The organism is Leifsonia sp. NPDC058230 (genome assembly GCF_042882245.1).
Taxonomy (GTDB): Bacteria; Actinomycetota; Actinomycetes; order Actinomycetales; family Microbacteriaceae; genus Leifsonia.
Window position 1 is genome coordinate 525,736 of sequence record NZ_JBHVWM010000003.1, and the last position, 18,559, is coordinate 544,294.

At 68.9% G+C, this 18,559-nt stretch carries 21 protein-coding genes; 6 read left to right on the plus strand and 15 right to left on the minus strand.

Annotated elements, in window-relative coordinates; translation table 11 throughout:
• Positions 1 to 21: 21 nt before the first annotated feature.
• Positions 22 to 777, plus strand: coding sequence for a class I SAM-dependent methyltransferase (locus ACFVV0_RS12410; RefSeq protein ID WP_387063189.1), 756 nt, complete (start codon positions 22 to 24; stop codon positions 775 to 777).
• Here the strand turns inward: ACFVV0_RS12410 and ACFVV0_RS12415 are convergent.
• On the minus strand, positions 734 to 1,495 hold the full coding sequence (locus tag ACFVV0_RS12415; protein ID WP_387063192.1) for a DUF6597 domain-containing transcriptional factor: 762 nt from the start codon (positions 1,493 to 1,495) through the stop codon (positions 734 to 736). The two genes, ACFVV0_RS12410 and ACFVV0_RS12415, sit on opposite strands and share 44 nt — an antisense overlap.
• Before the next feature lie 96 nt (positions 1,496 to 1,591).
• On the opposite strand from ACFVV0_RS12415, the gene ACFVV0_RS12420 reads away from it, so the two are divergent.
• Genes ACFVV0_RS12420 through ACFVV0_RS12430 form a run of 3 tightly spaced genes read left to right on the plus strand, consistent with a single transcriptional unit; the run spans position 1,592 to position 3,655 of the window.
• On the plus strand, positions 1,592 to 1,981 hold the full coding sequence (locus ACFVV0_RS12420) for a VOC family protein (protein WP_387063195.1): 390 nt from the start codon (positions 1,592 to 1,594) through the stop codon (positions 1,979 to 1,981).
• An 11-nt stretch (positions 1,982 to 1,992) separates the two neighbouring features.
• On the plus strand, positions 1,993 to 3,066 hold the full coding sequence (gene ychF / locus ACFVV0_RS12425) for a redox-regulated ATPase YchF (protein ID WP_387063198.1): 1,074 nt from the start codon (positions 1,993 to 1,995) through the stop codon (positions 3,064 to 3,066).
• Positions 3,067 to 3,097: 31 nt separating this feature from the next.
• A complete protein-coding gene (locus ACFVV0_RS12430) occupies positions 3,098 to 3,655 on the plus strand; it encodes a hypothetical protein (RefSeq protein WP_387063201.1) in 558 nt (185 codons plus the stop codon).
• A gap of 62 nt (positions 3,656 to 3,717) precedes the next feature.
• Here the strand turns inward: ACFVV0_RS12430 and ACFVV0_RS12435 are convergent, their stop codons facing one another.
• The 7 genes from ACFVV0_RS12435 to ACFVV0_RS12465 form a co-directional block, all read right to left on the minus strand.
• The gene (locus ACFVV0_RS12435) at positions 3,718 to 4,503 is read right to left on the minus strand and encodes a patatin-like phospholipase family protein (protein WP_387063203.1); all 786 of its coding nucleotides are present in this window, start codon (positions 4,501 to 4,503) and stop codon (positions 3,718 to 3,720) included.
• A 155-nt stretch (positions 4,504 to 4,658) separates the two neighbouring features.
• On the minus strand, positions 4,659 to 5,201 hold the full coding sequence (locus ACFVV0_RS12440; RefSeq protein ID WP_387063206.1) for a sugar O-acetyltransferase: 543 nt from the start codon (positions 5,199 to 5,201) through the stop codon (positions 4,659 to 4,661).
• 102 nt (positions 5,202 to 5,303) lie between these two features.
• Positions 5,304 to 5,693 carry an SHOCT domain-containing protein gene (locus ACFVV0_RS12445; protein ID WP_387063209.1) on the minus strand — a complete coding sequence of 130 codons (390 nt, stop codon included), beginning with the start codon at positions 5,691 to 5,693 and terminating at the stop codon, positions 5,304 to 5,306.
• A gap of 103 nt (positions 5,694 to 5,796) precedes the next feature.
• The gene (locus ACFVV0_RS12450; RefSeq protein ID WP_387063212.1) at positions 5,797 to 6,444 is read right to left on the minus strand and encodes an alpha/beta family hydrolase; all 648 of its coding nucleotides are present in this window, start codon (positions 6,442 to 6,444) and stop codon (positions 5,797 to 5,799) included.
• Between the two features lie 10 nt (positions 6,445 to 6,454).
• Positions 6,455 to 6,862, minus strand: a complete 408-nt coding sequence (locus ACFVV0_RS12455; protein WP_387063215.1) for a type II toxin-antitoxin system VapC family toxin — start codon at positions 6,860 to 6,862, stop codon at positions 6,455 to 6,457.
• 228 nt (positions 6,863 to 7,090) lie between these two features.
• Positions 7,091 to 7,906 carry a hypothetical protein gene (locus ACFVV0_RS12460; RefSeq protein ID WP_387063218.1) on the minus strand — a complete coding sequence of 272 codons (816 nt, stop codon included), beginning with the start codon at positions 7,904 to 7,906 and terminating at the stop codon, positions 7,091 to 7,093.
• Between the two features lie 66 nt (positions 7,907 to 7,972).
• Positions 7,973 to 8,218 carry a hypothetical protein gene (locus tag ACFVV0_RS12465; protein ID WP_387063220.1) on the minus strand — a complete coding sequence of 82 codons (246 nt, stop codon included), beginning with the start codon at positions 8,216 to 8,218 and terminating at the stop codon, positions 7,973 to 7,975.
• Positions 8,219 to 8,335: 117 nt separating this feature from the next.
• On the opposite strand from ACFVV0_RS12465, the gene ACFVV0_RS12470 reads away from it, so the two are divergent.
• Positions 8,336 to 8,626 carry a DUF4287 domain-containing protein gene (locus tag ACFVV0_RS12470; protein ID WP_387063223.1) on the plus strand — a complete coding sequence of 97 codons (291 nt, stop codon included), beginning with the start codon at positions 8,336 to 8,338 and terminating at the stop codon, positions 8,624 to 8,626.
• A 35-nt stretch (positions 8,627 to 8,661) separates the two neighbouring features.
• On the opposite strand, the gene ACFVV0_RS12475 is transcribed toward ACFVV0_RS12470, so the two are convergent.
• The 3 genes from ACFVV0_RS12475 to ACFVV0_RS12485 all read right to left on the minus strand — a co-directional run bounded on the left by ACFVV0_RS12475 (position 8,662) and on the right by ACFVV0_RS12485 (position 12,334).
• The gene (locus tag ACFVV0_RS12475) at positions 8,662 to 9,597 is read right to left on the minus strand and encodes an NADP-dependent oxidoreductase (RefSeq protein ID WP_387063226.1); all 936 of its coding nucleotides are present in this window, start codon (positions 9,595 to 9,597) and stop codon (positions 8,662 to 8,664) included.
• 56 nt (positions 9,598 to 9,653) lie between these two features.
• Positions 9,654 to 10,724 carry an NYN domain-containing protein gene (locus tag ACFVV0_RS12480; protein ID WP_387063229.1) on the minus strand — a complete coding sequence of 357 codons (1,071 nt, stop codon included), beginning with the start codon at positions 10,722 to 10,724 and terminating at the stop codon, positions 9,654 to 9,656.
• Between the two features lie 125 nt (positions 10,725 to 10,849).
• On the minus strand, positions 10,850 to 12,334 hold the full coding sequence (locus tag ACFVV0_RS12485) for a CoA-acylating methylmalonate-semialdehyde dehydrogenase (RefSeq protein ID WP_387063232.1): 1,485 nt from the start codon (positions 12,332 to 12,334) through the stop codon (positions 10,850 to 10,852).
• Between the two features lie 168 nt (positions 12,335 to 12,502).
• On the opposite strand from ACFVV0_RS12485, the gene ACFVV0_RS12490 reads away from it, so the two are divergent.
• Complete coding sequence (locus ACFVV0_RS12490) at positions 12,503 to 14,095, plus strand: PucR family transcriptional regulator (protein ID WP_387063235.1); 1,593 nt, start codon at positions 12,503 to 12,505, stop codon at positions 14,093 to 14,095.
• Between the two features lie 4 nt (positions 14,096 to 14,099).
• On the opposite strand, the gene ACFVV0_RS12495 is transcribed toward ACFVV0_RS12490, so the two are convergent.
• The 4 genes from ACFVV0_RS12495 to ACFVV0_RS12510 all read right to left on the minus strand — a co-directional run bounded on the left by ACFVV0_RS12495 (position 14,100) and on the right by ACFVV0_RS12510 (position 18,456).
• Positions 14,100 to 15,503: an NAD(P)/FAD-dependent oxidoreductase gene (locus tag ACFVV0_RS12495; RefSeq protein WP_387063237.1), complete on the minus strand. Its 1,404-nt coding sequence runs from the start codon at positions 15,501 to 15,503 to the stop codon at positions 14,100 to 14,102.
• A 122-nt stretch (positions 15,504 to 15,625) separates the two neighbouring features.
• Complete coding sequence (locus tag ACFVV0_RS12500; RefSeq protein WP_387063240.1) at positions 15,626 to 16,438, minus strand: GNAT family N-acetyltransferase; 813 nt, start codon at positions 16,436 to 16,438, stop codon at positions 15,626 to 15,628.
• A gap of 27 nt (positions 16,439 to 16,465) precedes the next feature.
• Positions 16,466 to 17,449, minus strand: a complete 984-nt coding sequence (locus ACFVV0_RS12505) for a PfkB family carbohydrate kinase (RefSeq protein ID WP_387063243.1) — start codon at positions 17,447 to 17,449, stop codon at positions 16,466 to 16,468.
• Positions 17,450 to 17,460: 11 nt separating this feature from the next.
• Complete coding sequence (locus ACFVV0_RS12510; protein WP_387063245.1) at positions 17,461 to 18,456, minus strand: ADP-ribosylglycohydrolase family protein; 996 nt, start codon at positions 18,454 to 18,456, stop codon at positions 17,461 to 17,463.
• Between the last annotated feature and the right edge of the window lie 103 nt (positions 18,457 to 18,559).

The window sequence follows — 18,559 nt, forward strand, 5'->3', positions numbered from 1 at the left end:
GCCTCGGGTTACCATCGGGCCATGCGCGAACGAAACGAGCACGACCTGCATGCCCGCTCATTCGACCAAGCGGCCGATGTCTATGAGGCAGCACGACCCGCCTACCCGGCGGAGGCCGTCTCCTGGCTGCTCGAGGGAGTGACCGGGCGGGTGCTCGATCTCGGTGCCGGCACGGGCAAGCTGACCCGCGCGCTCGTCGAACGCGGCCACGAGGTCGCCGCCGTCGACCCGTCGGCGGCGATGCTGCGCGTGCTGCGCGAGGCTCTGCCGGGTGTGGATGCGCAGCTCGGCTCGGGGGAGCGCATCCCGTTCGGCGATCAGAGTGTCGACGCGGTCGTCTGCGCGCAGGCCTGGCACTGGGTGGACCCGGCGTCGGCGGTGCCCGAGGTGGCCCGAGTCCTGCGCCCCGGCGGAACCCTCGGCCTGGTCTGGAACTTCCGCGACGAGAGCGTCGACTGGGTGCGTGAGCTCGGCCAGCTCATGCACACGGAGGAGGCGTACCTCGGCGACGACGTGCCGCCGGTGGTCGGCGCGCCCTTCGGCGAGCTGGAGCGGCACGATGTGCGCTGGGTGCAGCCGCTGAATCTCGACGGGCTCCTCGACCTGGCGCGGTCCCGCAGCTACTTCATCACGAAGGATGCGGACACCCAGGCCGCGGTGATCGCATCGTTGCGTCGGCTGGCGGCCGAGCATCCCGCCCTCGCAGGCAGGGACGTCTTCGAGCTGCCCTACGTCACCGAGTGCTACCGCGCGCGGCGAGGAGCGCTCCGGGAGTGAAGCCGGTTAGGGCCGACGATTCGCGGGAGAGATGCGGCTGGTCGGCGTACCCGGCCAGCGCGGCCAGTTCGGCCACAGAGCGCCCGCGGGTGCTCGGGGCATCGGCGATCCTCAGGAAGCCCTGCAACCGCATCACGCGATGCAGCATCTTGGGGCCGTAGCCGACCTGCTCCGTGACCCGCCGGCTGAGAGTGCGTTCCGGCACGTCGAGTTCGTGGGCGACGGATGCAACGGAGCGGGACGGGTCCCTCAGCAGGCGTGAAACGCGCATCGCGGTTCCGTCGAGCGTGGACGAGTGCGCGAGCAGTTCACCGAGCCGGCCGAGCATCCGGAACGCCTCCGGCGCCGTTTCCGTCTGTCCGAGGCGGGCGAGGAGCCCGGATGCGATGCGACCGTCCGCGTCGCCCGCGCGCTCGGCGAGAGCCTCGGTCGCGCTCACGCGGGCGTCGAGGAGGTCGCTCATCCGCATCCCGAGCACCGATCGGCCGACGCCCGGACGGAACCGGACGCCGACGAACACCGGCGATGCGCCCGCGGGCACCATGACGGCACGCGTGTCGGGAGCGGCGAGCATCACCTCGGCTCCGGGCGTCCAGATGAGGTCGAAACACGCGTCGGGCAAGACCAGAGTCGGCGTGCCGTCGTGGTCGTCGCGGCGCACCCACAGGCAGTCGACGACCGCGGCGACCGCCGAGGGAGGGGCGACTTCGGCGTACATGCCCTGAACTCTGGCACCGTTGGCCGATTCGTACAAGACAGCGTCGCCGGCACACGCTTGACTGGGGGAAACCATCCGCGAACCGAAAGGCAGACCGTGTTCCTCGGACTCCGCACCGTCGTCTATCCCGCCCCCGACCTCGCCGCCGCGAAGGAGTGGTGGTCGGGTGTGCTCGGCATCCAGCCGTACTTCGACGAGCCCTTCTTCGTCGGGTTCAACCCCGGCGGCTACGAATTGGGCCTCGACCCGTCTGCCGATCCGGCCGCGGGTCCGCGCACCTATTGGGGCGTGCGCTCCGTGGACGCGGCAGCGCAGCAGCTTCTCGAAGCCGGGGCCGCGGCCGTCGAGCCGGTGTCGGATGTGGGCGACGGCATCCGGCTCGGCACCTTCCGCACACCCGACGGGAGCATCCTCGGCGTCATCGAGAACCCTGTCTTCCAGTTGACGGACGCCGACGCGCCCGAGAGCGAGGGTCCCGGCCGGTAGACTGGCTGCCCGTGGCTCTCACTATCGCAATCGTCGGACTCCCCAACGTGGGCAAGTCGACCCTCTTCAACGCCCTCACCAAGAACACGGTGCTCGCAGCGAACTACCCGTTCGCGACCATCGAGCCGAACGTGGGCGTCGTGAACCTGCCCGACTCGCGCCTCGACACGCTGGCCGGGATCTTCAGCAGTGAGCGCATCCTGCCGGCCCCCGTGTCGTTCGTCGACATCGCGGGCATTGTGAAGGGCGCCAGTGTGGGCGAGGGCCTCGGCAACAAGTTCCTGGCGAACATCCGCGAGGCCGACGCCATCGCACAGGTCGTGCGTGGCTTCGACGACCCGGATGTGGTGCACGTCGACGGCAAGGTCGACGCGGCCGGCGACATGGAGACCATCAACACCGAGCTCATCCTCGCCGACCTCCAGACCCTCGAGAAGGCGGAAGCCCGCTACGAGAAAGAGGTCAAGGGTCGCAAGCTCGACCCCTCGGTGCTGGAGACGGCCCGTGCCGCCCACGCCATCCTCGACGAGGGCAAGCCGCTGTCGAGCGCGTCCATCGACCTCGAACCCATCAGGGAACTGGGTCTGCTCACCGCCAAGCCGTTCATCTACGTGTTCAACGTCGATGAGGCTGTGCTGACCGACGACGCTCGCCGCGAGGCTCTGGCTGCGCTGGTCGCGCCCGCACAGGCCGTGTTCCTGGATGCGAAGCTCGAGTCCGAACTCATCGACCTCGACCCCGCCGACGCCGCCGAACTCCTCGCCTCGACCGGCCAGGAAGAGAGCGGCCTCGACCAGCTCGCCCGCATCGGCTTCGACACACTCGGCCTCCAGACCTACCTCACCGCGGGCCCGAAAGAGTCGCGTGCCTGGACGATCCACAAGGGTTGGAAGGCCCCCCAGGCGGCGGGCGTCATCCACACGGACTTCGAGAAGGGCTTCATCAAGGCCGAAGTCATCTCGTTCCAGGACCTCGTCGACACCGGATCGGTGCATGAGGCCCGCGCCAAGGGCAAGGCGCGTATGGAAGGCAAGGACTACGTCATGCAGGACGGCGACGTGGTCGAGTTTAGATTTAATGTGTAGCTGATCTGGGGTTTTCCGGTAGCTTAGGCGAATGCGTGAAAAGGCAATCGGCAAGCTTCGTGCGGCACACGAATCTGCCGTCATGGTCCGTGTGCACAGAGATTTCCGCCACGACTACTCCCTTGACGGATTTGTCGTGGGTATCGGGCGAAAGTGGGCAGCACTCGCGCTGACAATGGACGGCGGCTACTTTGACGGACATGTCGCTTTCCGCCTTCGGGACGTGAAAAGGGTGACGCGGGATCGCAGCTTCCAATCCAGATTCTCGCGGCTGCAACCGGAGTGGCCGGCGATGCTCGAAACAGGCTTCGATCTGAACAGCACTGTCGAAACGCTCCGATCATTCAGCGCCCACTCGCCGTTGGTCTCGATCGCGAAAGAGCGCGACAGCAGTGCGATCTGGATCGGCGAGTTCCTGGGTGCAAACGGTAAATGGATCGGCCTTCACGAGGTTCTTCTCGACGCCAGTTGGCGCAAGCATCCCTCCGCCCACAAGCGACGTGAGGTAGATACGATTTCGATCGGTAGCCACTACTTGACGGCACTCTCGGCCGTAGCGGGGCGAGCTCCGCTGCGCGAGAAAGGCTGAGCGTCGAATTGAGCGGCCGAAACGTAATGTTTCGATCCGTTGGAACGTGGTCGAGTTCCGCTTCAACGTGTGACGCGGCCGGGGTCGGATGCGCCACCGGTGTCGGGGTGCTCGCGCAGCGCGGCTGCATCCAGAGCCTCCGTCGCAACCCGGCGTCCCTCGGCGATGAGACGTGGCAGGTCGGACATCCTCCACTGAGCCATGCCTTCCATTTCGGGCTGGATGAGCAGGACCGACGGGTCGCTCGTGAGGTCTGCTGTGCGAGTCACGGTGCGCATCATCCGTACGTTCTCCCACTTCGCATGCAACCGCACCACGATGACGCGGGATGCGCCGAGCGCGCGAGCGGCGGCGACGGGAACGTTGTCGACGATGCCGCCATCAGCCAGCAAGGCCGCCCCGCGGCGTACCGGCGGGAGCACACCGGGGACAGCGATCGTCGATCTCAGGGCGACGCTCAACGGCCCCTCGTCGATCGTCACCGCCTGCCGGGTCCGGAGGTCGGTGGCAACCGCCGCGAATCGACGTGGAAGGTCTTCGATGAGCGGATCGGAACCGAACGTGCTGCGCACCGCGTCGGCGACGGTTCGGGTGTCGAGCAGCCCCCAGCGCGGGGCGAAGGACCAGCGGGCGATCGCGCGCCAGCGGAACCCGAGGGCGGCTCGACCGATGGCCTCTGGCTCGAATCCTGCCGCGTAGGCTGCGCCGACCAGGGCGCCGGAGCTGGTGCCGGTGACGATCCCCGGCCGGATGCCTCGTTCCGTGAGCACCTGCAGAACGCCCACGTGCGCTGCACTGAATGCGCCGCCACCACTGAGCGCGAGTCCCAGGGTTCGATCGTCGCTCACGGCGACCTCCCCTCCTGGATGACTGCCTGATCGGGCAGTGTGTGGGAAGGAGTCTTCCACGCGGTACACTGGATGCGATAGGCGGACTCTCATTCGTCTCGCCCCGGCCGCGTGGTAACGGTCGGGGCTTTTTTACGTCCCGAGCTCCTCGCCCGTCACCAGCGTCGGCGCACGGAGGCTTTGGTGCCGGTCACCAGGCTGGCGGCGGGCACATCGTCGGTGACGATCGATCCGGCAGCGATCACGGCATCCCGACCGATGGTGACTCCCGGCAGGATCGTGGCCCCGGCGCCGATCCACACGTTCTCCGCCACGTCGATGGGCGCACCGGTCAGCCAGACGCGTCTCTCCTCGGTGTCGACCGGATGTCCGACAGTGATGAAGGTGACCTTCGGGCCGACCATCACGCGTTCCCCGAGCCGGATGCCGGCGTAGTCCAGGAACGTGCAGTTCTGGTTGATGAACACCCTCTCGGCGAGGTCGAGGTTGAGGCCGTGGTCCGTGTAGAAGGGTGGATAGATCGTGACGCGAGCCGGCAGCGGCCGTCCCAGGATCTGCTCGAAGAGTTCGGCTTTGCCTGCCTCGTCGTCGAAGGGCAGAACGTTCAAGCGGGAAGTGAGTTCGGTCGCCCGCAGGACCCTCTCGGACATCGCCTGGAACTCGGGGCTGTGGATGCGCATGAGGAGGTCGCTGGACACCCCACGATCCTCACACCGTCGCGCCGCACCGAGCAGCTGACACGCCTGCCCGTTCGGAGCGAGATCTCCGACTCTGCGAGCGGGTAGCGACGGCCGCGCGGTTCAGTACTTGTTGCCGAGCGCCTTGTTCTTGATCGCGTCGAATTCGCCCTGGGAGATGATGCCCTGGTCGAGCAGGTTCTTCGCCTTCTCGATCTCGTGCGCCGGGTTGGCCAGCGGTGCCGAGCCGGTGTAGCTGTCGTCCTCCTTGACCGGAACGTACTCGCCGCCCCGCCGCTCGGCCATGCCGCGCCCGCGGGCGATCAGATAGACCAGCGCGGTGAGGAACGGAACGAAGATCAGGAAGATGATCCACACTGCCTTCCACCACCCGTTGAGCGTGCGGTCGCGGAACAGGTCGAAGATGATCGAGAACAGCGCGATCAGGTACACGGTGTAGGCGAAAATCCAGAAGAAGAACCAGATCACGTCTCCGAAATTGTTCCAATTCACTGCGATCCCCTTAGCGCTCGACCGGGCCGCTTCCGCGGTGCTCACAGGTTATACCCAGGCGACCTGCCGATGGCTAGCAGTTTTTTCGCATTGGAACAGGAGGTCAGGTCACATCGCGGATGAAATCCAGCACCGAGGACGTGACCAGCTCCGCAACGTCGTGCGCGTTCATCGGTGACGACGCGAGCACCTTCATCCCGTGATCGGCGCCCGGGACCACGACGAGCCGGATGTTCGTCCGCCCGCCGACTTCTGCCCCGAGCGTGCCCGCGGTTCCGAACGTGTCGCGCTCACCCTGCAGCACCAGCACGGGAACGTCGGGCGTGAGCAGCTCACTCAGTCGCGACTTCTCGGGTCTGCCGGGCGGGTGCAGCGGGAACGCCAGGCAGACGACGGCGGCGGCGCCGACGGATGCGGCGGTCCTGCACGCGACGCGCGCCCCCGCACTGCGGCCGCCCACCACGATCGGAAGGCCGCCTGCGATCTCCTCGATCAGGGGTGCGGTCTCCTCCCACGCGACATCGAGGGTCTCCGGTCGCGCTGCCACCCGGCGCCCGGCCACCCGCCACGGTTGCTCGAACCTCGCGACGGTGACGCCCTGGTCGGGCAACTCGGCGGCCAGCGCGGTCAGGTCGATCGTTCCGATCCCGCCGCCGGCTCCGTGACCCAGCCACAGCACTGCGCTCGGATTCTCGGCGGCGTCCACGACCAGTCGGCCCGGGCCGAGAGAGGTTGGCGCTGCGACATCCACGATATCGACGCTACCCGTTCGCGCGGAACAGGTCGTCGATCGGAGCCGTGCGGACGACGCCCTCCACGCTCGCGGCCAGCTCGGCGTCGAGGGTGATGAACGCATCCGCCTGCAGGACGGTGAGTGCGATGTATTCGGCGTCGTAGGTGTCGGACCAGCCGAGCCGGTCGGCGACCTTCCACGCATTGCTCCGCAACACCCGGTCGCCGAGGAGCCGGATGCGCATCGCGCCGATGCGGTCGAGCCGGTTCTCGGCGACCCTCTTGGTGATCTCGCCCCGGACGGCCGCCGTGTGGAGGAGCGACAAGGTCTGGGACCGGATGAGGGTCGGAGCGAGCAGCTCGTGCTCCTCCGCGATCTCCCTCTCCTCCACCGCGAGCCGGATTGCCACGCGCGCGTCGATGACGTATCTGGTCATGCGAACTCCCTTCGGTCCGGCGAATCACCGCAGCCACCACCGCCAGCGTAGGCGTGCCGTAACCGGGCCGGAAAGAGGAGGTGCCCGCCCCACGCATGCCGGCCCGAGTCCTCCCGCGTCAGTCGCCCTCGATGCGCACTGGATTGACCAGGTCGCCTTCCGACGACAGGTCGTCGTCGGGCATGACCTCGAACGACTCCAGCGCGTCCGTTGCCAGCACCGCATCGATCAGTGACCGGGAACCTCCGACGACCGTGGAATCCCAATCGATCTCCGACGCGACGCACCACGAATGGTCGGCCGGCCAGATGAGCTGGGGCATCGAGCCCTCGAAGTGGCGGGTCCAGCCCATCCCTGCGCGGAGCGGCCAGGCCGGGTCGGAGAGCTCGCGCAGTGTCGTCGAGCTGAGAACGTACTCTCGCCCTGGCAGTTCGAGAACGGCGGCCTGGCCGACCCCGTCCGCTGAACGGAGGGGAGCGAGCTGATCGCCCCGGACACCTCGGGGGAGACGGATGCGGCCTTCTCCGCTTCGATCGCCGCCAGCTCGGCCTCGATGCCGTCGGCCCCGTCGGGCGCCCACAACGAGACGGTGACGCGCGAGCCGTTCAGTTCACCCCAGCCCACCCAGACCCCGAACACGATGTTGTCGGGCGTGGACGAGTGACCATCGAGCGCGCCCACGAGCTGCGACAGCTGGGCGGGGCCGAAGAATCCGGCTCGGGGCTGCCCCAGCATCCAGCCGTCATCGAAAGCCAGCCGGCGGTCGTCGCGCGCAATGCGGTCCCACTGAACGAGTGGATGCACGACCCGTCCCGTCCGCCGGGCGACCTCGGCCCAGGGCCAGATCGCCTCGTCGATCGCGGTGCGACCGAAGTCGTCGTCGGGTGCGCCCGCGGGCTCCGGGGCGACACGTGTTGCCGGAACCGGATGGAGGATCCGCGCGTACGCCTCGAACCCGCGCGGCACCACTGCGCCGACACGGCCCCACCCCTGCAGCCGCGGCCCGATCCACGCGCCGCTCCCAGCATCCGTCAGCCACCTCATCCTCAGAGTCTGGCCCAGCAGACACCCGCTCGCGGACATTATCGACGGGGCGTCCGGATGCGCCGGTCAGTCGTCGAGGTCGTCCGTCGTCACCGGGATGGTCGCGAGGTAGGGGTAGGCGGGCATCGACGAGAACTCCTCGTCGTCGTCGAGCTCGTAAATGTCGTAGGCGAGGGCGCCGCCGAACGTGGTCGCGACGCGGATCTGGCCGGGCGGGCAGCCGCCGATCAGCGGGACGACGACGACGCTGTCCAGCGTCTTGCCGTCCTCGTAGAGGAGGGCCGCTTGGATGGTTCGCGACAAGGCGTCCATGCGGCGCACTCTACAACCGGCCCGGGCTCTCCGGATGGAATGTCCCCGGCGGTTCCTGCAGCGTGTCGTCGGCAGCCGCTACATTCAGAAGCACCGAACAACAGAGGGAGATCGTGCATGTCGTTTCAGGCCTACCTGGATGCCATCGAGGTCAAGACCGGTAAGACTCCGCGGGAGCTGGTCACGCTCGCCGAGGAGCGCGGCTACAACGATCCGGCCGTCAAGGCCGGGGTGATCGTGGACTGGCTGAAGGAGGACTTCGACCTCGGCCGCGGGCACGCGATGGCGCTGGTGCACGTGATCAAGAATGGCCCCACCATCTCGACCAAGCATGTGGGCACCGACGGCGTGCACCGTGACGAGACCGACACGCTCTGGCTCGACGGCAAGGCGACCAAACCGGCCTGAGCCGGAGGGTCGCTCCGATCCGTGACCTGGTGTCGCTACGGCAGCAGCGCGAGCTTTCCACCCGGGTGTTCCGAGCTGAGGAAACGCAGCGCGTCGAGCGCCTCCGAGAGCGGGAACGTTCGCGCGATCGGTACCTCCAGTTCGCCGCTGCCCGCTCGGCGGATGAGTTCGGCTCGAACGCTGTTGCGGTACACGATGCTCTCCGGCTGAGCGCCGTTGATGGCTCGGAAGCCTTCGGTTGCCGCGCGTCCGGCCGCGACGATGGTCACGATGCGGCTCCGGTCGGCGACTAAGGCCAGCGAGGTGTCGATCGCCTCGTCGGTGCCCACGGCATCCAGCGCCGCTGCATAGCCCTCGGGTGCCGCCGCGCGTGCCCGGTCGAGCAATCCAGGCCCGTATGCGATGGGTTCTCCGCCGAACCGCCGCACCTCGTCGAAGCGAGACTCGCTCGCGGTGCCGATGACACGCGCACCGAGGTCGCGCGCCTGCTGCAGGATGCTCACCCCGACCGCGCCGGACGCCCCGTGCACGAGGATGGTGTCGCCCGGCCCCACTCCGGTCACGTTCAGCATCTGCGACGCCGTCGAGCCGACGAGGAGCAGGTTCGCCGCCTCGGGGAAGCCGAGGCTGTCCGGCTTGGCGAACACGTCCGACGCGGGAACGGTGAGTTCGGTGGCATACCCGCCGGCGATGCGGAAGGCGAGCACCGCATCCCCGACCGCGCCTCCGCCGGATGCGATCTCGGTGTCGGGGCCGACGGCCGAGAGGATGCCGGCCACTTCGTAACCGATGCGCACCGGGAGTCCGGGGCCTGGGCGCGGTGCGATGACGTGTTTGCGGTCGGCGGGATTGACCCCTGCGGCCTGCACGCGGATGGTCACCTCACCCTGGGCGGGGGCACGCACCTCCTGCTCCACGTACTCCCAGCCATCGAGGTCACCCCAGCGCGTCGCGATCCATGCTTTAGCCATGACCCCATTCAATTCCGGTCGGCTGTGAACCCAACCGGTACGCGCTCAGGAAACTCTCACGGATGCTGGGCTCGGCGCTGCTTCGTCGTGCGCTGCGGGATGAGCTTCAGCAGCAGCGCCGTCGTGCTGTCGTCCAGGTCGACCAGCGTGTCACGCGACTTGATGAAGTCGCTGAACGAGCGGTATCCGAGGGAACGCTCACTGAACGACGGGTCCATTCGCTTGATCTGCGATTTCACCAGGGAGCTGTGTAGCCACTCGGTGTCGTCCTTCTCGTGGCCGAGCTGCATCGCGCGCAGAAGGAGCCTGGTGGCCTCCTCCTGCCGGTCGGTCTGATCGATCTCGGGTTCGGGTTCCGGCTCGGGTGCGGCGGCTGCCTTCGGCGCGCGGGTGGACTTCTTGCGCGGTGCCTTGGCCGGTTCGGCCGGCTCGGCCGGCTCGGCGGCTGCGTCCGGGCCGGCGACGACGGCGGGCTCGGCCGCATCCGGTTCGCCGTCCGGTGACGTGGCGTCGGGGGCCGCCGTTCGCGGCCGGGTCCTGACGATGGTCTCGACTGCGGCGACGCCGGGGAGGTCGTCGTAGGTGACGAACTCGTCGCACGCCGCCGCGAGGGATTTGCTGGTCGAGCCGGCCACACCGATCCCGACCACGTAGCGACCGAGCCGCTTGCAGCGCTGCGCGAGCGCGATGTAGTCGGAGTCGCCCGCCACGATCACGACGTGCGTGAGATCGGGGAGCCGGAACAGGTCTTCGACGGCGTCGACGGCCAGGCGGATGTCGGCTCCGTTCTTGGCGTAGGCCGCCGCGGGGAAGAGCTGCACGAGGTCGACGGCCCGACCCACCAGCTGCCCGCGGTATTCGGCGTTCACTGCGGCCGACCAGTCCGCGTAGGCGCGGGTGAGCACGAGCGTGCCGAACGAGGATGCGAAGTCGATCACGGCCCCGATGTCCACCGTGGCCTGGGTGAGCTTTTCGGCGACTTTGGGGTCACCCGTCATCCCCGCGGCCCCGCCCTTGGACCGGTCGCGCATGAATGAGTTGCGCCCGTGCACCTGGTCGTATCGCGAGATCACGATGTTGTCGAAGTCGATGTAGACGGCGACGCGACCGTCTCCCGGTTCTGTCATGTACCCAGTGTGACGGATGCGCGACCCGCCTCGGCCTCAAACGTCGGAGATTCGGCGCCAGCAGTGCCGAATCTCCGTCAGGACGGATGTTCCGACGGCGTGTCGCCCCGCGGTTCCGACGTCGCTCAGGAGTTTCCGGGGAACGCGAGCTCGATCTTCGAGTGGACCGGGTCGGGCCAACGGGACGTCACGACCTTGCTCCGCGTGTAGAAGTGGAACGACTCAGGGCCGTAGATGTGCGAGTCGCCGAAGAGCGAGTTCTTCCAGCCGCCGAACGAGTACGCTCCGATCGGCACGGGGATCGGGACATTGATGCCGACCATGCCCACCTCCACGTCGAACTCGAACTGACGGGCGGCGCCGCCGTCGCGGGTGAACAGTGCGACTCCGTTGCCGTACGGGTTGTCGTTGATCAGCTCCACCGCATCCTCGAAGGTACCGACGCGTACCACGGAGAGAACCGGACCGAAGATCTCGTCGGTGTAGACGCGCATCCCGGTGCCGACGTCGTCGATCAGGCTGACCCCGATGAAGAAGCCGTCGGATTCGAAGGTCTTCTGCGTGCCGTCGACCACGACCGTCGCGCCCTCGGCAGCAGCGCCGGTGACGTAGGACGCGACCTTGTCACGGTGTTCGCGGGTGATGAGGGGGCCCATCTCCGACGACGTGTCCGTTCCGGGGCCGATGACCAGTGCGTCCAGTCGCCGCTCGATCGCGGGTACCAGGCGGTCCCCGACGTCACCGACCGCGACCAGCACACTGACGGCCATGCAGCGCTCGCCGGCCGATCCGTAGGCGGCGGAGACCGCAGCGTCGGCGGCGGCCTCGATGTCCGCATCCTCGAGCACGACCATGTGATTCTTGGCGCCGCCGAGCGCCTGCACGCGCTTGCCGGATGCCGTGGCCCGCTGGTAGATCGAGCGCGCAATCGGGGTGGAGCCCACGAAACTGATCGCGTCCACCTCCGGGCTGTCGAGGATGGCGTCGACCGCGACCTTGTCTCCGTGGACGACGTTCAGCACGCCGGCAGGCAGCCCCGCCTCCAGGAACAGCTCGGCCAGAAAGACGGATGCGCTCGGATCCTTCTCGCTCGGCTTCAGCACGACCGTGTTTCCGCAGGCGATCGCGCTGGCGACCATCCACAGCGGAACCATCACCGGGAAGTTGAACGGAGTGATGCACCCGACGACCCCTACCGGCTGCTTGACGCTGTGCACGTCGATGCCGTTCGAGACCTGCTGGCTGAAGTCGCCCTTCAGCTGGTTGATGAGTCCGGATGCGAACTCGACGTTCTCGAGGCCGCGCGCGATCTCGCCCGCGGCGTCGGAGAGCACCTTGCCGTGCTCGCTGGTGACGATGGCGGCGAGCTCGGAGGCGCGCTCGGTGACGAGGTGGCGCATCCGGAACAGCACGTCGGCTCGCTTGGTCAGGCTGGTGGAGCGCCAGGCGGGCAACGCCGCGCGGGCGGCGGCGATGGCCTGCTCGACGTCGGACGAACTCGCGAACACGACCTCGTGCTGGCGCTCGCCGGTTGCGGGGTCGAAGACGTCGCCGGTGCGAATGGGCTCGCCGGTCTTACGACCGTCGATCAGATGGCGGATGAGGGCCACGGGCATTCTCCTCGAGTGAATCGGACGAAGTGCCCGGGATGAACAGTAGGCTTGCTTCCCAATGATCACAGAGAGAGGGTGGGCCGCTCGATGCCAGATCGTCGTGGCTTTAAGCCGGATCAGACAGATCGTCCGGACGCTTCGGATCCTTCGCGGAACGCGGCGGGCGTGCTGCCGAGCCTGCGCGAGATCCTCCGCCTCGACGACGTCGCGCGTGCCCTGCCCGAAGTGCTGACCGGTGAGGATGCGCTGGATCGTCCGGTGCGCTGGGTTCACGTGTCCGAGACGGCCGATGTGGCGAGGCTGGTCAGCGGCGGGGAGCTCTTGCTGTCGACCGGCGTCGGCTGGCCGACCGGTGATGCAGCGCTCCGGGCGCTCGGCGCTCAGCTGGCGCGCGTCGGTGTGACGGGGCTGATCCTGGAGCTGGGCGTTCGCATGCCCGAGGCGCCGCCGGCGCTGGTCGGGGAGTTCGCGGCGCAGGGTCTGCCGCTGGTCGTGCTGCACCGTGAGGCGCGGTTCATCGCCATCACCGAGGCGGTGCACTCCCGTATCATCGCCGATCAGATGGTGGCGCTGCGGGCTCGGGATGAGATCCACGCGCTGTTCACAGAGCTGAGCCTGCGGGGGAGCCCGGCCGACTTCATCGTGTCCCAGGCGGGCCACGCGCTGGCGTCCGCGGTCGTGCTCGAGGACCTCAACCATCACGTGGTCGCGGCCGAGACGTTCGGTTCGGCCGAGGACGCGCTCGACGGGTGGGAGCAGCGGTCGCGCTCGGCCCATCGCGGAGACGGCGACGCCGGCTGGCTGATCACTCCCGTCGAGGCGCGGGGCATCCGGTGGGGTCATCTGATCGCGCTGCCGGGTGAGCCTCACCCCGCCGGGCGATCGAATGTGCTGGAGCAGGCGGCCGTCGCCTTGGCGCTCAGCCGGCTCGCCGACCGGGATGACGACGAGTGGACATGGCAGAGTCACGACCGGCTGCTGCGGGCGCTGCTCGGCCGCCGGTTCGCCAGTGAGAGCGGACTCGTCGCACGGTTCGAGTCGGCCGGGTTCGCCGTGTCCGGGCGAACGCTGACGGGGGTCGCCGTGAGCGTGCGGTCAGCCGGCGGCGACGGCACCGGGAACGCCGCGGCGGTGCGGGGAGCGGCCGTCGCTGCCGCCGGTGAGGCGGGAGTGGACGCGCTCGCGGCCCAGCATCCCGCGCGACCGGGATCGCTCGTGGTCCTCGCGCTGTCCGTTCGCCGCGATCGTGCCGTCACGGATGCGTCGTTCGCCGCTCTCGGCCGGGCGATCGCCCGCGAGCTGAGAGTGGCCGAGAACTCGGTGACTCTCGCGGTCGGGTCGGACGCCGCGAGCATCCCGGGCCTCCTCGCCTCGATCGAGGAGGCGACGGAGTTGCTCGGCCGCGCAGACGCGGGCAGTTCGCGTACGGCAATCGTGCAGCGGGTGGAGCGGCGCCCGCTGTTGCGGTTGGTCACTGCTCTGGCCGGCGACCCGCGGATGCAGGAGCACAGCGAGCAGATGCTGCGCCCGCTCATCGAATACGACCTCGCACACGACGGCGACCTGCTGGACGTGCTGCGGGCGTACGCGACGCACCCGGGAAACCGTACCCGGGCGGCCGCGGCCAGCCACCTGTCGCGCTCGGTGTTCTACCAGCGGCTGGCGCTCATCGAAGACCTGCTCGGCGCAGACCTCGACGACGGCGAGACACTCAGCGCGCTGCACGCGGCGCTGCTCGCGCGACGGGTCACGTCCTAGCGGCTCAGGAGTCGAATCCGAGGCCGACGGCATCGAGTGTCTTGAGGAACAGGTTTCGCTTGCCATCGGCGTGGTCGGCGCGGTCGAGCGACCAGCGTGTGAGGTTGATTCCGATGGATGCGGCCGGCTCCGGCGGGAACGGGAGCGGCCGGCTCTTCACCATCGCGAGCTCGGTACGCTCTGTGCTGCGCCCGGCGAGGAGGTCGAGCATGACCTTTGCCCCGAAATGCGTCGCCGCCACTCCGAGGCCGGTGTAGCCCGTGGCGTAGGCGACCCGCCCGCCCCGAGCCGAGCCGAAGAATGCGCAGAACCGGCTGCAGGTGTCGATCGCGCCCGCCCAGCGGTGGCTGAAGCGGATGCCCGCCAACTGCGGGAACGTCGTGAAGAAATGGCCGGCGAGCCGTTCGAACGTGGCCGGGCGGTTCTCGTACTGCTCGCGGATCCGTCCGCCGTAGTGGTAGATCGCGTCGTAGCCGCCGAAGAGGATGCGGTTGTCGGCCGACAGCCGGTAGTAGTGGAACTGGTTGGCGGAATCGCCGAGCCCCTGCCGGCCGGACCAGCCGATGGATGCGAGCTGCGCATCCATCAGCGGTTCAGTCATGAGCACGTAGTCGTACACCGGCACCGTCGAGAATCGGTTCCGCTTCAGCAGCGACGGGAACACGTTGGTGGCGAGTGCTGTTCGTTCGGCCCGCACAGTGGCGTGGGGAGTGTTGAGGGTCGTTCCGTCCCCGATGCTGGTGACAGGGGTGTTCTCGAAGATCTCGACGCCGGCCGCCGCACAGGCGCGGGCGAGCGCGCGGGCGAGCTTGGCCGGATGCACGAGGGCCGAGTCGCGCGTGCGCCGGAGGCCGGCCAGGTAGGTCGGCGAGTGCACTTCTGCGCGCACGGCGGCTGTGTCGAGGAACACGGCGTCGGGGCCGACTGCGTCGCGCAACCACTCCACCTGGTGCGGTTCGGTGGCGAGGTCGATGGCGCCGTTGCGCTCGAAGTCCGCGTCGAGCGCGAGCTCGCCGACCGCCAGCTCGATCTCGTCGAGGTTGCGCATCCCGAGCCGCTGGAGCTGGTCGAACTCCTCCGGAAAGCGGCTGAGGGCGTTCTCCTCGCCATGGGTGAGGCTCGCCTCGCAGAATCCGCCGTTGCGGCCCGACGCCGCCCAGCCGATGCGTTTCCCCTCCAGCAGCACCACGCGCGACGCCGGACTCTCCTGCTTCGCGAGCAGAGCGGTCCAGAGCCCCGAGTAACCGCCGCCGACCACCGCGAGGTCGCAGTGCAGGTCGCCGGTCAGCTGCGGGTACGGGTCGCCGGGAGCGTCTTCGAGCCAGAACGACCCTTGCCGAGCGCCGCGGAGCGCGTGCCGCACGACCGCCGCATCCGGACGCATCCTCTCGAAAACGGTACTTCCCATGGGTATCCCTCCGGCTGCTATCGATGGAGATTCCGCTGACCGGCGCCCGGATTCTCCGTCCGGAAGGAGATCTCAGCGGCATGTCGTTCGAAGTGTCCTGAGTTGGTGGCAGTGGACACAGCTCAAGCCTCGGGAAACTCGATGGTCGGCTCGTCCTCGGCCGTCACCGGGAAGTGCCCGAGGAATGTCACCCCGTCCCGCCCGCCGTCGAAGCGGGAGACCCGCGCGCCCTGCGGCTCGTAGAACACGTCGCCGGCGCGGAGCACGCGTGGTTCCCCGCCCTCGACCTGGTAGATCGCGGAGCCCCGCTCGATGCTCCCGACCACCGGGCCGTTGTGCACGTGCAGTCCGGCGGCGACGTTGGGCTCGATGCTGATGCGTCGTGTCTCGATGCGTGTGACGGTCACCGGATGCGCGAGCACGGCATCCTGCACCACCACCCTGGACACCGGATCGCGTCGTGTCGCGGCGGGGTCGGGCTCGGGCGGCACGTCTTTCGCCGCCAGGATCTCGCCGAAGAGCACCTCTCCGGTCGGCTCGAACCCCAGGCGCCGGTAAAACCCGTCCGGGCCGCCTTCGCCCTCTTCCCAGAGCACGGTGATGCGGGCGACACCGCGTCGCCGGGCCTCGACTTCGAGCGCTTCGATCGCGAACCGGCCGACGCCGCGGCCCTGAGCCGTCCCCGCGACGTTGAGCCGCCAGATGCCGGCCCGGAATGCTTCGAGCTCGTTACCGGGGTCGAAGTTGCCCATGATGAATCCCACCACGTCGTCGCCGTCGAGCACGACTCGGGGCCACGCGGTCGGGGTGACGTAGGCCTGGGCGATGGAGGCGACCACCGGAGCGACGAACCGCTCCTGACCGGGGGCCAGCTTCAGTGCGACGGCGGCGTCGAGGTTCTCCTCGGTGATCTCAGCGATGGTGAGCGGGGCCATGAGCCGATGCTAGTGCCGGCCCCCGACTCACGATCGGTTCGCGAGCAGCGCCTCGATCTCCGCCGAGGTCGGTGCCGTCGCCGGCCCGGAGCGTGTGACCGCGATGGCGGCGGCCGCGTTGGCGCGCCGAGCGGCATCCAGAACGGCATCATCGCGCGAGAGCGCCGCCGCCAGCACTCCACCGTGGGCGTCCCCGGCACCGTTGCTGTCGACCGCTCGCACGGGAAAGCCGGGGACCAGCACCGGCGAGCCCGGGATGCTCGACCCGGCCACCCAGCATCCCGCCGCACCATCGCGCACGACGACCGCGCCCCGGGGCCGGATGCGCCCGAGTAGGACGCTCGCAGCCTCGGCGAGGTCGGCGCCCGAGCCGGCGATCGCCGCCTCCCGAGCGTTGACACTGAAGACGTCCGTGCGCCGAAGCACGCGGCCCAGCACATCCGGGTCGAGCGTCCCGATCAGCGGAGACGGGTCGGTGATCACCCGCACGTCCGACGGCAGCGATTCGAGCCATCGGGGCAGCGAGCCGGCGTTGACCGGATGCGCGAGGCTGTAGCCCGAGACGTACACGATGTCACGGCTCCCGACCACCACCCGCTCGAGGTCGGCGCTCGTCAGCTGTCCCTCCGCACCGACGTGGGTGACGAAGGTGCGTTCGGTCGATGCGTCGACCAGGGCAACGCTGTAGCCGCTGTCGGCATCCGGAAGCCCGGATTGCACGACGTCCACGCCGCTCGTTGCGAGGGCCGCCCGCACGACGTCACCGAACGGGCCGGTGCCGTACTGGCCGGCGAACACCACCGGGAGCCCGTCGCGCTCGGCCGCGACCATCACGTTGTAGCCGCCGCCGGCGGCGAGCGTCGACGAGGATGCGATCGTGTCGCCGCCGGGCGCCGGCAACGCATCGATAGTCATCACGATGTCCACGATGACGTTGCCGGTGAAGACGAGGCGGGGCCGGTCCGACACGGTTTCGCGCTGCTCGACGGCGGGGAGGGAACGGGTGCTCATGGTGCGTCCGGTCACCGGCGCAGCGCCAGCAGCCCATCGACGAGCGGGGGGAGGTCGAGACGATTGACGCGCACGAGGGCGGCGCGTTCGCGCGCCGGCCAGACTGTCGTTCCGTGGGTCGCGCCGAGCACAGCGCCGGCGATGGCCGCGATCGTGTCCGTGTCGCCGCCGAGCCCGGCGGCCAGGCAGAGCGCATCCCAGGGATGCTCGCTGACGGCGGCGATCGCCAGGGCGGCGACGACCGACTCCTGGGAAGCGACCGAGGTGCCGATCACCTCGGAGAGCGCATCGGCTCGTGCATTCTCGCCCAGCGAGGCGATGTAGGGGATGGCCCAGCGCAGCCGCGCGGCGATATCGCCTCCGGCGATCCAGTGACCGCGGGTCGCTCCCACCTCGGCGGCGGCGACGGCCACGTCGAGCGCGTCGGCGAGGCCCGCGCCCGCGACGCCGGCACTGACGGCAGCGCCGACGGCGGACGCGCTCGCGATGCCGAGCGTCGTGTTGTGCGTGACTTCACTGGTCTGCGCGACCGCGTCCACGAAGCGCGGGATCGACTCCACGCCGACGGCGATTCCGACCGGGGCGATGCGCATGGCGGCGCCGTTCGTCGTTCCGAACCGGCCGGCTTCGGAGGCGGGAACACCCTCGCCGAGCCGCTGCAGTGCCGCCTTCGTGGAGGGTCCGAGAAGATCGAGCGAGCCTTCGGCCTCCATCGTGCGCTCCCAGTCGAGCAGGCGACGCGCGAACGTATTTACGTCGATCGTCCCGCCTCCCTCGATGAGAAGGTGGGCGAGAAGCACGGCCTGCTCGGTGTCGTCGGTGATCGACCCGGCTGCCATGCCGCGAGCGATGCGCTGGCGGGGGCCCGCATCCACGAAGCCGGTGATTCGCCCGTAGTCCTCGGCGATCTCGGTGCGCGACATCGACTGCGTCGGCATGCCGAGTGCATCCCCGAGGGCGAGACCTTCGAATGCTGCGAGGGCGCGATCACGATCGACGGCGCTCACAGGCGACGCCCGGACGTCATGTGCGGGCGGAACCGCTGAGCGTCGAGCCGGAGGGCTCCGTCGCCGGCTTGTCCATAGCCGATACGGTACGTGCACATCTCCT

Bases quoted from the DNA above. Each gene is read 5' to 3' on its own strand.
- ACFVV0_RS12410 (WP_387063189.1), top strand. From the start codon at position 22: ATGCGCGAACGAAACGAGCACGACCTGCATGCCCGCTCATTCGACCAA.
- ACFVV0_RS12415 (WP_387063192.1), bottom strand. From the start codon at position 1,495: ATGTACGCCGAAGTCGCCCCTCCCTCGGCGGTCGCCGCGGTCGTCGAC.
- ACFVV0_RS12430 (WP_387063201.1), top strand. From the start codon at position 3,098: ATGCGTGAAAAGGCAATCGGCAAGCTTCGTGCGGCACACGAATCTGCC.
- ACFVV0_RS12455 (WP_387063215.1), bottom strand. From the start codon at position 6,862: ATGACCAGATACGTCATCGACGCGCGCGTGGCAATCCGGCTCGCGGTG.
- ACFVV0_RS12460 (WP_387063218.1), bottom strand. From the start codon at position 7,906: ATGAGGTGGCTGACGGATGCTGGGAGCGGCGCGTGGATCGGGCCGCGG.
- ACFVV0_RS12465 (WP_387063220.1), bottom strand. From the start codon at position 8,218: ATGGACGCCTTGTCGCGAACCATCCAAGCGGCCCTCCTCTACGAGGAC.
- ACFVV0_RS12470 (WP_387063223.1), top strand. From the start codon at position 8,336: ATGTCGTTTCAGGCCTACCTGGATGCCATCGAGGTCAAGACCGGTAAG.
- ACFVV0_RS12475 (WP_387063226.1), bottom strand. From the start codon at position 9,597: ATGGCTAAAGCATGGATCGCGACGCGCTGGGGTGACCTCGATGGCTGG.
- ACFVV0_RS12480 (WP_387063229.1), bottom strand. From the start codon at position 10,724: ATGACAGAACCGGGAGACGGTCGCGTCGCCGTCTACATCGACTTCGAC.
- ACFVV0_RS12495 (WP_387063237.1), bottom strand. From the start codon at position 15,503: ATGGGAAGTACCGTTTTCGAGAGGATGCGTCCGGATGCGGCGGTCGTG.
- ACFVV0_RS12500 (WP_387063240.1), bottom strand. From the start codon at position 16,438: ATGGCCCCGCTCACCATCGCTGAGATCACCGAGGAGAACCTCGACGCC.
- ACFVV0_RS12505 (WP_387063243.1), bottom strand. From the start codon at position 17,449: ATGAGCACCCGTTCCCTCCCCGCCGTCGAGCAGCGCGAAACCGTGTCG.